Genomic DNA, 11842 nt, shown 5'->3' with positions numbered 1-11842 from the left:
CGATGAAAACTGGGGCCTAGGCCCCAATGCTCAATGGCTGGGGCTGGATTGCGGAATCAGCTCAAGCACGCCGTACAGCGTGGCCAGGCTGGCCAGGTTAGCCGGCAAGTTCGCCAGGCTGACAGCAGACTTGCTTGCAGCGGCATGGCGCAACCACTCGAAAATCAGGCTGAGCGCCACAGTATCGACCTCCGCCACCTGGGAGAGATCGATCTCCAATGTGCCAGGCATCTGCAAGGCCTTGCTTTCAGCCAGCAGCACATCGACCTGATTGACGGTCATGTCGCCGCTGACCAGCCAGCGGTTTCCTTGTTGTTGAATCTGTGCCAAGTTCTACTCTTTGCTTACTTGTTGGATTCCTGGTTCTTGGCAGCCAGCTTCTTGATCAGGCTGTCCAAGCCGCCTTGGCGGATCTCGTTGCTGAACTGGCCGCGATAGTTGGTCACCAGGCTCACGCCTTCTATGGTGATGTCGTATACCTTCCAGTCCTCGCCATTCTTTTCCAGGCTGTAATCGACAGCGACCGGCTGGCCGCCCGGTTGCAGGATCTGCGTCTTCACCTTGACGTCGGTGTCGCCCGGCTGCGCGCGGAACGGCTTGTATTCGATGGTCTGGTTGCGGTACTTGGACAATGCGGTGGCATAGGTACGCAACAACAGGCTGCGGAACTCGTCCTGGAAAGCCTTTTTCTGTTCGGGAGAGGCCTTGGTCCAGGCCTTGCCCAGCACCAGGCGCGACACGCGGTCGAAATTGAAGTTGGGCAGGATTTTCTCTTCTGCCAAGGCAAAAATCTTGCTCTGGTTGCCGGCCTGGATATCCTTGTCCTGCTTCACGACCGCCAGCACATCCTCGGCAGTCTTCTTCACCAGCGCGTCAGGCGCGACTTCCGCCATGGCCAGGTTTGCACAGCCGACAAACGCCATCGCGGCCATCCACTTCATCATTGTTTGCATGCTTATTCCGCCTCTTTACTATCGTTAGACTTATCGTCGTCTGACTCGGACGCCTTGCTGTAAAGGAACTGGCTGATCATCTTTTCCAGCACCACGGCATCCTGCGTCTTAACAAACTTGTCGCCGTCCTGCAGCATCTTGTCGTCGCCGCCGGCTTCAAGGCCAATATATTGCTCGCCCAACAGGCCGGCAGTGTAGATATTGGCAAACGTATCCTTGGGGAAAGGATACCGTTTGTCCACCTTGACTGTCACCTGCGCCTCATAGGTTTCAGGGTCGAACTTGATGCTGTCCACCCGCCCCACGACCACGCCGGCGCTTTTCACGGGGGCACGTGGCTTGAGACTGCCGATATTCTCAAAAGCTCCCGTCACGCTATAGGTTTCGCCAAGGGTGGCGCTGTTGAAATTGCCGACCTTCAATGCCAAACCAAACAGCGCCGCAGCCCCTGCAGCGACAAAAACACCGACCCAAAGATCAATTGTTGTACGTTCCATCTTTTCTCCAGTGTGTTGCGCTTACGCAACAATCATGAACGAAGTCATTACAAAATCGAGACCCAGCACCGCCAGTGAGGAATTCACCACCGTGCGCGTCGTCGCGCGGCTCACGCCTTCGGCAGTCGGCGGCGCATCAAACCCTTCAAACAAGGCGATCATGGTGCAGGCAATGCCGAACACCACGCTCTTGATCACCCCATTCACAATATCCTCCCGGAAATCCACGCTGGCCTGCATCTGCGACCAGAACGCGCCCGCATCCACGCCGATCAAGGGCACCGCCACCAGGTAGCCGCCCAGCACCCCGACCATGGAGAACAAGGCTGCCAGCAACGGCATGGAGAACACGCCCGCCCAGAATCTTGGCGCCACCACGCGGGCGATAGGGCTTACAGCCATCATCTCCATCGCGGACAACTGCTCGGTCGCCCTCATCAGGCCGATTTCCGCCGTGATGGCGGTACCGGCGCGCCCAGCAAACAGCAGGGCGGTTACCACCGGCCCCAGCTCGCGCACCAGCGACAAGGCCACAAGCACGCCGATCGCCTCGGAAGAGCCGTAGCGCTGCAAAGTGTTGTAACCCTGCAAGGCCAGCACCATGCCGACGAAGAACGCCGACACCAGGATGATGATCAATGACAACACGCCAGTGAAATAAATCTCGCGTATGGTCAGGTGTAGCCTGCGGAAGCTCTCACCCGAGTAGATCAACACGTAAAAGAAAAAACGGACGCTGGCGCCGAACCGCCACAAGTTATCAATCACGCGATGGCCGATTCCGCGCAGCACATTCGCCATAGCACTAAACATTCGCGCTCCTCAAGATATCCTGTCTATAGTCAGGCGCTCTATAGTGGAACGGCACCGGACCATCCACCTCACCATGCACAAACTGATGGACAAATGGCAGCTCGGACTTGCGCAGATCCTCCGGCGCGCCTTCGGCAGCGACGACGCCATCCGCCACGAAATAGACGTAGTCGGCAAAGGCGAATACTTCCTGCACGTCATGCGTCACGATGATGGAAGTCGCACCCAGCGCATCATTGAGCCTGCGGATCAGGTTGCAGATCACCGCCATCGAGATCGGGTCCAGCCCGGCAAACGGCTCGTCGTACATGATGATGGCAGGATCGAGCGCCACCGCGCGCGCCAATGCCACGCGACGCGCCATGCCGCCGGAAAGCTCGGTCGCCTTGAGATCGCGCGCACCGCGCAAGCCTACGGCGTTGAGCTTCATCATCACCAAGTCGCGGATCATGGATTCCGGCAGATCTGTATGCTCGCGGATCGGGAATGCCACGTTTTCGTAAACGGAAAGATCGGTGAACAAGGCGCCTTGCTGGAACAGCATGCCCATCTTGCGGCGCAGCTTCTGCAAGCCTTTGCGGTCCTGCTTGTGCACCACCTCGCCCGCCACGCGCACCTCGCCGCCCGACGGCTTCAACTGCCCGCCGATCAGGCGCAACAACGTGGTCTTGCCGCTACCGCTGCCGCCCATGATGGCCACCACCTTGCCGCGCGGGAACTTCATGTTGATGCCCTTGTGCAGCAAGCGCGCCTTGTAGCCAAAGGATAGATTGTCAATTTCGACGATGTTGTCGCTCATGATCGCTACTTTTCTGATTAGCCGACTATTTTAATGCAAAAGCGCTTTACTTCATAACGCTGGAAAAGTAAAAGCCCGCAAATGCGGGCTTTTACTTTTCCAAACATCTGTCAGAAAGACATGCACACTATAAAAGTATTCCCATCCAAAACTTGGGCATTAGCAAGCGAGGGGCCTGGTACCGAGACAACTCGTACAGAACCACTATTAGTCACTCCATCATCCATTTGCACATCAATCTGTTTTGCCAAACGTCCTGTAATTCCTTCAGAACACACAACAAACGTCCCCACCATAGGGTTTGCATCAACTATCGTAGTGAAACCTGCTCGACTCTGAATGCCTATCTGACCACCGTCTGCATTTCTAGGAATATATTCAGGAGCACCTATAACTGTTGATCCGGTAGCCAGCCCCGCCAATCTCACATGCTGCCAAAACAAATAAGACTCATCAGTGATAGTTGTAGAATTCCAGTCCCCATTAATCTGAGCATTCCCAAGAGTACCTGCAGGGGTAGTTGCTGCTGTAGCCCCTGACACGTGCGCGGCGGCAGCGGTATCGTCACCTGGCAATGCCCTGAACTTATCTTGATACCCATAAAGCAATATCTGCGTATTTTTGAAGTCATTAGCAATATTCTTTGCCTTGGCACTATTAATCAACTCCTGCCCCTTGAGCACGCCGCCCAGGAGCAAGCCGATAATCACCAGGACTATCGCCAGCTCGATCAGCGTGAAGCCGGATGTTTTTTTCATATGCTATCCTTGCGCGAGGTTGCCGCCACGGCAGCCTCAATAATCAGTTGGTATGAGATATGCAACTCTCATGCCAATTAGCAAACGACTAAAATTAAAGAAAAACCCAATACCGACGCGGGTTTTAACCAGATTTGGCCAAATTCCATGCTTGCCAAAATATCGTCAAAGTGTTGAGATTTCGTCTATAGTGACAAGATTACGACACACGCTACCAGAGACCACCCCATTTCATGGCCACTTTAAGCAGCCGCAATAATTCCTATCGGCCAAGCGCATCGACCCTGCAACAATGGATGCTGGGGCTGATGTTGTTGAGCTTCCATGGAGTATTGCTATGGGGTTTCGAGGACCCGCTACAGAAAGGTCTGCTGCTTTGCCATTACGGTTTGTTCCTGATCTGGCAGCCGATCTGGCAAACCAAGGAAAAACTTTCCCTGCAAGCCATTCTGCTGTTCGCCGCGGGCGGCATTCTGTTTACCGTATTCGTCAGCTGGTGGCTGTTGGCTATCTGGCTCTCCGCGCTGTTCGGGTTGCTGGGCGGGCGCATCTTTTCCGCAACGGCGCGCGCCTCGCGCCAAAGCTACCTGTTTGCTGCCACCTACCTGCTTTCCGTCCTGCTGCTATGGGTAATTCCGCACCTGCTGGATGCCGATACGGCACTGCTGGTCACAGAGTTCCTCATGCTCTACCTGCTGCCCGTCCTGCCGCTGGTCATCCTGTTCCTGCGCGTGAAGCAGGAAACCCACCAGCATGCGCCTATCCTCGATTTCTTTTACACCCTGCTGCTATTCCTGCTCTCGGTCACGCTGATTCTCAGCATTTTCACGATTTCGCGCACTACCGAGGCCGATTATGCCGAGGTGGTGGTATGGGTGGTATTCGGCCTGGCAGCGGCGTTGTTGCTGGCAAGCTGGCTATGGAACCCTCGGGCCGGCTTCAGCGGCATTGGGCAGTTGCTGTCGCGCTATCTCCTGAGCGTGGGCTTGCCGTTTGAACGCTGGATAAAAAATATCGCCGAGCTTGCCGAGCGCGAAACTAGCGCCAAGGAATTCATGCATGCAGCGATGAGCGAAGTTGAAACCCTGCCGTGGGTGGCGGGCGGCAAATGGGAGACAGAAGACGACCAGGACGAGTTTGGCACCCAGGCGCCCTACTATGCCGACCTCGAGTTCCATGATTTCCGCCTGACCCTGTACAGCCGCTGGCCACTCACGCCCGCGCTCACGATTCACCTCAAGCTGCTGACGCAGATCCTGGGCGAGTTCCACGAAGCCAAGCGCCGCGAGGAAGCCTTGCTGCAGAATACCTACATGCAGGCGATCTACGAAACCGGCGCCCGCCTCACCCACGACATGAAGAACATCGTGCAATCCATGAGCGCGCTTTGCAGCGCGGCCGAACAGGCGACCGAGGCCGACAATGAACGGCTGGTCGCGCTGATCCGCAAGCAGTTGCCGCTGCTCAACCAGCGCTTGGCGTTGACGCTGGACAAGCTAGGCGCCCCGCGTAACGAGAACACGCGCATGCTGCCATTGCTGGAGTGGTGGGACAACCTGCAACAACGCTATACAGGCACCCGCATCAGCTTCAGAGAAACCATCACGACGGAAGCCGACCCCAGGATAGACAGCGAGGTATGGGACAGCGTGGTGGACAATCTCCTGCAGAATGCATTGGCCAAAGCCCGGCACGAACCTGACATCAGCATCTCGGCCGCCCTGGTAATCGGCAGTCAAATCTTTGTCGAAGTCACCGACAGCGGCAATCCGATGCCGGAAGAGGTGGCGGCAAGCCTGTTCCGCAAACGCATCCGCTCGGAAGGCGGGCTGGGCATCGGGCTTTATCAGGCAGGACGCCAGGCGCAACAGGCTGGCTACCAGCTTGCCTTGGTGGAGAACCAGCCTGGCACGGTACGCTTCAGGCTGGAGATGAAATAGCCGCAATCCAGGCTCGCCAAATAAAAAGGCCGCGACTGCATTGCAGCGCGGCCTTTTTTAGTTATTCAGCGTTCTACAGCTCGCCGTAGGAATGCAATCCGGACAGGAACATGTTCACTCCCAGGAAGGCAAAGGTGGTCACCAGCAGCCCAACCAACGCCCACCAGGCCAGGATGGGGCCGCGCAACCCCTTGACCAGCCGCAGGTGCAGCCAGGCGGCATAGTTGAGCCAGACGATCAACGCCCAGGTCTCCTTGGGATCCCACGACCAGTAGCCGCCCCACGCCTCCGCCGCCCACATGGCGCCTAGGATGGTGGCAATGGTGAAGAAGGCGAACCCGACGGAAATAGCCTTGTACATCACGTCATCCAGCACTTCCAGGCTCGGCAGGCGGGATGCAAGAATGCCCTTGTCCACCAGCAAATAGGCCAAACCGACCATGGCCGCCAGGGCGAATGTACCGTAGCCGATAAAGTTGGCCGGCACATGGATTTTCATCCAGTAGGATTGCAGGGCAGGCACCAAAGGCTGAATTTCATAGGCCTGGCGATCGAAGGTATACCAGAGGATGAAACCGACGGCGGCGTTGATGACGACCAGCACGAAACCGCCCAGCTGGCGGGTGGCATAGCGGCCTTCGTAGTAGAGATACGCCAGCGCGGTGATCAGGCAGAACAGGATGAAGACTTCATACAGGTTGCTGATCGGGATATGCCCGACATCCGGGGCGATCAGGTAGGATTCGTACCAGCGTACCATGAGGCCGACAAACCCCATGACCACGGCAGACCAGACCAGGCCCGAACCGACCTTGGCCGCAAAGGCAGAGCGGGCAATCAGGCCCAGCCAGTAAGCCAGCATCGCCAGGACAAACAGCACATTCATCCACATGATGGCGGACTGGCTGGAAAACAGGTACTTGAGCAGGAACACCTGCTCCACATTCGCCTGGCTGCCATCGTAGAGCTGGATGGATGCCAGGCTGATGCCCGCCACAACCAGCAACAAAGCACGCATGGGCTTCCACTGCCATCCCAGCCAACTGAACAAGGCTATCGAACCGAACAGGATGCCCACTTCGTACGCATCCATGAATTCGGCATATTGCCGGAATGCGAACAGCCCGCCCAGCAGCAGCAGCAGGGCATATCCCCAGTCCGCCAAGCTCAGGCGCTTGAACAACGGCTCCGGCACATCTTCCATATAGGCAGTTTTCATCATCAACCCCAATACATGTTGGTTACGTGACCGATGTCACACTTGCTGGTTTTCCAGCAGGCGCGCGAGCTTGTCGCGCATTTTGTCGAATTCGATATCGAAATCGCGGTTCTTGCGGTTGGCCGACATGGCAAACAACACGCGGTTGTTTTCCGGCTTCACCAGCAGCCAGATACGGCGCTCGCGGATATAAATCATGGAGAAAATCCCAAGCACCAGCAGCACCGAACCCGAATAGACCAGCACCTTGCCCGGCGAGCGCGTCAATTGCAGCCCGCTGGACTGGCGATGCTCGAACCCCGTCAATTGCAAGTATAGCGGGGCGCCGTAATGGAAACTGTCGCTGATCGCATGCAGGCTGTCCTCGATGAAGGCCTGCAACTCCTCGCTATTGCCGGTTGGCGGCAGCCCCGCACGCTCGCGGCTGATCGCATAGGCGCTGAAGGCGGCCGTCGTCACCACCTTGACGTATGCCTGCGCCGCGCCGGCGCGCTGCGCCTCCGGCACCGCCTCGTCTATCATCTCGGCCACCTTGCCGAACCCGCCCTGGGCAAATGCCTGCAGCAGTTGCCTGACGCTGTCTTCAAACCTGGTACGCGTCTCCGTATTGAGGTCGCCGTGATTGGACAAGGCAAGCTGGGATACGCGACGAACAATCTCCGGATATAACGATTGGTCAAACATCGCCGCCCGGAAGTTCATGTAGCCATCGATCCCGCCCTCTTCGTCTGCCGGAATCCGCAGGTAGCGATAGCTGTCCTGCTGCATGGAGCGCATGCCGGAGAGGAAATACTGCCGCCCGTCCAGCAGCAGCGGGTTCATGTAGTTCACATATTCGCGCGCCTGCCCTTCCGCATCGCGCACCTTGAAGGTGACGTTGGGGCCCACGTTGCGCGGCTTGCCCTTGCCGTCCACCGAAAGGTTCAGGATATTGAACAGGCGGAAATCGGATAGCTCCACACTCAACGGGCTATTGCCGCCGCTGACTTCATATTTGTTGAATACGTTGCCGCTGAATGGAATATTGTCCGCATGGCTCCCCAGCAGGTTCCATACCTTGAAGTCCAGCTTGGAGCCGCCATCGCCAAAATCGGACTGGTAGATGGCAATGCCCTTGTAGATCAGGGGATGGTTCACCTTGATCGTCGCCGTGACAGGCTCCTCGCGTTCGGGATCGATGATCATGACATCGCTCTCGAAAGACTTGGGCTGCCCGGTATCGTAATGCTCGATACGGAAAGCCTTCAGCACGATGCTGAACGGCAAGTCCTGCACAAGGTATCCGTCCCGCACGCGCAGGAAGGCCGCATTGGCGCCGGCACCTTCAGGCAGCGTCATATTGGCGCGGAAGGAAATGTTGGCCGGGGACATGCGGCTTTGCGGCGGCACCTTGCGCTCGGGAATGTCGCGCGTCTCCACCACCTTGTATCCGAGCAGCTCCTGCGCCTTGAACACCAGGTTGCCGTCCATGAGGCCGCCAATGCAGATGATGACGATCGCAGCATGCGTGAGGATATAGCCCAACCGTTGATAGCTGCCTGCCTTGGCGGCGAACAGGTTGCCGCCATCCTCCTGCGTCACGGTCTTATAGCGGAAGCCGTGTGCTGAAAGGAACTGCGCCAGGCGGGATGCGGTCTCCCCGGTCGAGTAAGGGGTGTGGTATTCGTGATGGTGGCTGAAGCTGCGCAAGGAAGTTTCTTTGGCGTTCTCGCGGAATGCGCGCAGCTCCCGCAGCATGAGCGGGGAATTGCGGTAAATACAGAGCGAAGTGGAAAGCACCAGGAAGACGAGGATGACCAGGAACCAGCCAGCATGGTAAACGTCGTAAAGCCCGAGGAACTCGAAGAACTCGAACCAGAACTGGCCGAACTGCACGATGTAGTTGGTATACGGCTCATTCTGCTTGAGCACGGTGCCGATAATGGAGGCGATGCCCAGCACGACCAGCACGCTGACTGCAAAACGCATGGAGCTCAGCAGCTCATATAGCCTGTGCCTGGTGGACTGTACGGAATTCAAAACAAGACCATTTAAAAAATTTGAGGTGAGACCATCATGCCTATGGTTGGTTGCAAGCAAGCCTGGCAATATAAAAAGTTAAGGGCGGCTAATGCCACCCTTAACGCTTATATGAGGCTTTCGGTTGTCAGGCGAAGCAAAAACAACTCGGTTTACTTACAATTCCCGGCCTGACTCAACGTAGCGCGCTGGCAAACTCTCAACTTTCTGGATACCAACACTGCGAATAGGGCCGCATTTTATATAAAAAACCCTACTTCGTGCTAATATTTTTCCCTTTCCGTCGACGGCCCTCTCCTTTTCATGCCCTTGTTTCAAAACGCCACTTTTTATATTTCCGCCCACAAGCTGAGCGAACTGCCTCCCCCTGCCGGCGTGGAGGTCGCATTTGCAGGACGATCCAATGCCGGGAAATCCAGCGCCTTGAATACATTGGCCAACCACAACCGCCTTGCCTTTGTGAGCAAGCAACCCGGGCGTACCCAGCTCATCAATTTTTTCAGCCTGGGCAACGACCGCTTCCTGGTGGATCTGCCCGGATACGGTTACGCCAAGGTGCCGGAAGCCATGCGCAAGCATTGGCAGCTCACGCTGGCCAGCTACCTGAGCCAACGCCCCTGCATTGGCGGGCTGGTGCTGGTCATGGACTGCCGCCATCCCCTCACCCCGCTGGACCGCCAAATGCTGGACTGGTACAGCCCGAGCGGCAAGCCCATCCATGCCCTGCTCACCAAGTCGGACAAGCTGTCGCGTCAGGCCGCCAACCAGACATTGCAGCAGGTCAGGAAAGAGCTCGAGGCCAACTGGGGCAACTGCAGCGTGCAATTGTTCTCCAGCTTGAAGAAGCAAGGTGTGGAGGAAGCCGAGACTGTGATCGGGCGCTGGCTATTTGCGCCGGAAGATGATGTCCCAGACGCCGTGGCCTAGCTTGATGCCGCGGTTCTCGAACTTGGTCAACGGACGGTAGTCCGGCTTGGGCGCATAACCTTGCGCCGTATTCTCGAGCAGCGGCTCCTGTTGCAGGATGTCCAGCACCCATTCCGCATACTCCTGCCAATCGGTAGCCACATGCAAGTAAGCGCCCGCTTTCAGCTTGCTGCATAGCAGCTTGACGAATTCGGCCTGGATCAGCCGGCGCTTGTGGTGCCGCTTCTTGTGCCAGGGGTCGGGGAAGAAGATATGCACGCCGTCCAGGCTGGCGTCTGCAATCATGTGCTTCAACACTTCCACCGCATCGTGCTGCACGATGCGCAGGTTCTTGAGCTCCAGCTCGCCGATCTGCTTGAGCAGGCTGCCGACCCCCGGGGTGTGCACCTCGACCCCGAGAAAATCCCGTTCCGGCTGGTTCTGCGCAATCTTGGCCGTGCTATCCCCCATGCCGAACCCGATTTCCAGGATTTTAAGGCTGTCACCACGACCGAATAGCGCGTCCATATCCAAGATAGCAGGCGCATAGGGCACGCCGAACACCGGCATGAGTTCGTCCAGCGCACGCTGCTGGCCATGGGTCAACCGGCCCTGGCGCAACACAAAGCTGCGGATCGGACGCTTTGCCAACTCCTCCTTGCTGATGTCTTCCTTGCCTGCCGCCTCTTGATCCATGCTTGACTCAACCACTAAAAAAACCGCGATTATAGGGTATGCGAGCGGTCGCCGCGAACAAAACCCGAGAGCGGCCCCATGCCTCGGCCCAGCGCAATCACCTTGAATAGCTCGCCCATTTCCGCAGGCGACAGCAGTTTTTGCGCCTGGCTTGCAAGCGGCGCGTATCGCCTAAGGTCATGCGCAGGCACACGCAGCATCAGGTCGGTAATCCCGCAATTGATGAGAAACTGCGCCTGCCCGCAATAACCCAGCAACTGCAGGCCCTGCCCAAGGCCTGCCTCTGCCATGGCGGAAAAATCGACATGGGCGGTCACATCCTGCAACCCCGGGTACAACAGCGGGTCTGGATGGGCATGGTGGCGGTAATGGCACATGAGCGTGCCTTGATGGCGCTGCGGGTGATAATACTCCGCACGTGAAAACCCATAATCGATGAACAGCAATACGCCTTCCCGCAGGCACTGTGCCAGGCTTGCCACCAACGCCTGGGCGGCTGGGCTGACTTCAGTCTGGTAGTGTTCTGGCAATGCAAGCGCATCAATGCCGCTTACCAGGGAAACATCAATCAAGGGCCGGGAATCCAGCATCAAAGCCTCTGCCTCATCCACGGCTACGCCTATTTCCTGCCACTGATCGCTCTCCCTGCGCACGAGATGCACAGGCACTGCATCCAGCACCTCGTTGGCGAGCACGACGCCTGTGAACTCAGCAGGCAAGGCATCCAGCCAAGACACGCGCTCGTACAACGCTGGCGCGAGTGTCAATTGCAGGTATTGCCGCTGCACCTCCCTCAAGTCCGCGCTGACCTCCATGATCAGGTATTGCGCTGGCAACGCATCCGCACGCTGCATTTCTTCCAGCATGGCAGCCGCCAGCCTGCCACGTCCCGCGCCAAGCTCGAGAACGCTGCCGCCAGTTTGCGCCAGCACCTCGATCACTTGCCGTGCCAGGGTCTGGCCGAACAGCGGCGTCATTTCCGGCGCCGTCACGAAATCCCCGACCTCGCCGAACTTCTGCGCGCCCGCGCTGTAATAGCCCAGGCCGGGCGCATACAACGCCAGCTCCATATAACGGGCAAAGCTGATCCAGCCTCCCGCATCCAGCACCTCCTTGCGGATCAGTGCAAGCAATCGGGCGCTATGGGCAATGGCGTCGGCATCGGGAATAGGCAAGGCGGAGATATTCATGGTATTGGATTATAATGTCACGTTATTCCTGAATTTTGACGCGGTCTGGAAC

12 protein-coding genes are annotated in these 11842 nt (G+C 57.4%); 2 read left to right on the top strand and 10 right to left on the bottom strand.

Annotated features, from left to right (window positions below):
* Positions 1–30: 30 nt before the first annotated feature.
* The 6 genes from ACJSDX_RS09850 to ACJSDX_RS09825 all read right to left on the bottom strand — a co-directional run bounded on the left by ACJSDX_RS09850 (position 31) and on the right by ACJSDX_RS09825 (position 3820).
* Positions 31–330: an STAS domain-containing protein gene (locus ACJSDX_RS09850; protein WP_309564161.1), complete on the bottom strand. Its 300-nt coding sequence runs from the start codon at positions 328–330 to the stop codon at positions 31–33.
* A gap of 14 nt (positions 331–344) precedes the next feature.
* Positions 345–944: an MlaC/ttg2D family ABC transporter substrate-binding protein gene (locus ACJSDX_RS09845; protein ID WP_407994751.1), complete on the bottom strand. Its 600-nt coding sequence runs from the start codon at positions 942–944 to the stop codon at positions 345–347.
* Between the two features lie 11 nt (positions 945–955).
* Positions 956–1450 (bottom strand): outer membrane lipid asymmetry maintenance protein MlaD, encoded by a 495-nt coding sequence (mlaD, locus tag ACJSDX_RS09840; protein ID WP_309564159.1) that lies wholly within the window; start codon positions 1448–1450, stop codon positions 956–958.
* A gap of 21 nt (positions 1451–1471) precedes the next feature.
* The gene (gene mlaE, locus ACJSDX_RS09835; protein ID WP_407994552.1) at positions 1472–2263 is read right to left on the bottom strand and encodes a lipid asymmetry maintenance ABC transporter permease subunit MlaE; all 792 of its coding nucleotides are present in this window, start codon (positions 2261–2263) and stop codon (positions 1472–1474) included.
* The gene (locus ACJSDX_RS09830; RefSeq protein ID WP_407994551.1) at positions 2256–3062 is read right to left on the bottom strand and encodes an ABC transporter ATP-binding protein; all 807 of its coding nucleotides are present in this window, start codon (positions 3060–3062) and stop codon (positions 2256–2258) included. The genes mlaE and ACJSDX_RS09830 overlap by 8 nt, the downstream gene beginning before the upstream one ends.
* Positions 3063–3172: 110 nt before the next feature.
* Positions 3173–3820: a prepilin-type N-terminal cleavage/methylation domain-containing protein gene (locus ACJSDX_RS09825; RefSeq protein WP_407994550.1), complete on the bottom strand. Its 648-nt coding sequence runs from the start codon at positions 3818–3820 to the stop codon at positions 3173–3175.
* A 233-nt stretch (positions 3821–4053) separates the two neighbouring features.
* On the opposite strand from ACJSDX_RS09825, the gene ACJSDX_RS09820 reads away from it, so the two are divergent.
* Complete coding sequence (locus ACJSDX_RS09820; RefSeq protein ID WP_407994549.1) at positions 4054–5760, top strand: sensor histidine kinase; 1707 nt, start codon at positions 4054–4056, stop codon at positions 5758–5760.
* A gap of 73 nt (positions 5761–5833) precedes the next feature.
* Here ACJSDX_RS09820 and ccsB read toward each other — a convergent pair whose 3' ends face one another.
* Both ccsB and ACJSDX_RS09810 read right to left on the bottom strand, forming a co-directional pair.
* Positions 5834–6979: a c-type cytochrome biogenesis protein CcsB gene (ccsB, locus tag ACJSDX_RS09815; RefSeq protein WP_407994750.1), complete on the bottom strand. Its 1146-nt coding sequence runs from the start codon at positions 6977–6979 to the stop codon at positions 5834–5836.
* 36 nt (positions 6980–7015) lie between these two features.
* Positions 7016–8947: a cytochrome c biogenesis protein ResB gene (locus ACJSDX_RS09810; protein WP_407994548.1), complete on the bottom strand. Its 1932-nt coding sequence runs from the start codon at positions 8945–8947 to the stop codon at positions 7016–7018.
* Between the two features lie 354 nt (positions 8948–9301).
* Here ACJSDX_RS09810 and yihA point away from each other — a divergent pair, with 354 nt between their 5' ends.
* A complete protein-coding gene (gene yihA / locus ACJSDX_RS09805) occupies positions 9302–9925 on the top strand; it encodes a ribosome biogenesis GTP-binding protein YihA/YsxC (RefSeq protein WP_407994547.1) in 624 nt (207 codons plus the stop codon).
* On the opposite strand, the gene trmB is transcribed toward yihA, so the two are convergent.
* On the bottom strand, positions 9884–10600 hold the full coding sequence (trmB, locus tag ACJSDX_RS09800; protein WP_407994546.1) for a tRNA (guanosine(46)-N7)-methyltransferase TrmB: 717 nt from the start codon (positions 10598–10600) through the stop codon (positions 9884–9886). The genes yihA and trmB overlap by 42 nt on opposite strands.
* Positions 10601–10629: 29 nt before the next feature.
* Entirely contained in the window at positions 10630–11790 is a 1161-nt protein-coding gene (locus ACJSDX_RS09795; protein ID WP_407994545.1) for a class I SAM-dependent methyltransferase, read from the bottom strand.
* Between the last annotated feature and the right edge of the window lie 52 nt (positions 11791–11842).

Origin of the sequence: Methylobacillus draconifructus (assembly GCF_045984355.1) — a bacterium.
In the GTDB taxonomy this organism is placed as follows: domain Bacteria; phylum Pseudomonadota; class Gammaproteobacteria; order Burkholderiales; family Methylophilaceae; genus Methylobacillus; species Methylobacillus flagellatus_A.
Note: the sequence above shows the minus strand (reverse complement) of the source record. Positions and strands in the feature narration are given on the sequence as shown.

Excerpts from the sequence above, each read along its gene's own strand:
- ACJSDX_RS09845 (WP_407994751.1), bottom strand. The coding sequence starts at position 944 with ATGATGAAGTGGATGGCCGCGATGGCGTTTGTCGGCTGTGCAAACCTG.
- mlaD (WP_309564159.1), bottom strand. The coding sequence starts at position 1,450 with ATGGAACGTACAACAATTGATCTTTGGGTCGGTGTTTTTGTCGCTGCA.
- mlaE (WP_407994552.1), bottom strand. The coding sequence starts at position 2,263 with ATGTTTAGTGCTATGGCGAATGTGCTGCGCGGAATCGGCCATCGCGTG.
- ACJSDX_RS09830 (WP_407994551.1), bottom strand. The coding sequence starts at position 3,062 with ATGAGCGACAACATCGTCGAAATTGACAATCTATCCTTTGGCTACAAG.
- ACJSDX_RS09825 (WP_407994550.1), bottom strand. The coding sequence starts at position 3,820 with ATGAAAAAAACATCCGGCTTCACGCTGATCGAGCTGGCGATAGTCCTG.
- ACJSDX_RS09820 (WP_407994549.1), top strand. The coding sequence starts at position 4,054 with ATGGCCACTTTAAGCAGCCGCAATAATTCCTATCGGCCAAGCGCATCG.
- ccsB (WP_407994750.1), bottom strand. The coding sequence starts at position 6,979 with ATGAAAACTGCCTATATGGAAGATGTGCCGGAGCCGTTGTTCAAGCGC.
- ACJSDX_RS09810 (WP_407994548.1), bottom strand. The coding sequence starts at position 8,947 with ATGCGTTTTGCAGTCAGCGTGCTGGTCGTGCTGGGCATCGCCTCCATT.
- yihA (WP_407994547.1), top strand. The coding sequence starts at position 9,302 with ATGCCCTTGTTTCAAAACGCCACTTTTTATATTTCCGCCCACAAGCTG.
- trmB (WP_407994546.1), bottom strand. The coding sequence starts at position 10,600 with ATGGATCAAGAGGCGGCAGGCAAGGAAGACATCAGCAAGGAGGAGTTG.
- ACJSDX_RS09795 (WP_407994545.1), bottom strand. The coding sequence starts at position 11,790 with ATGAATATCTCCGCCTTGCCTATTCCCGATGCCGACGCCATTGCCCAT.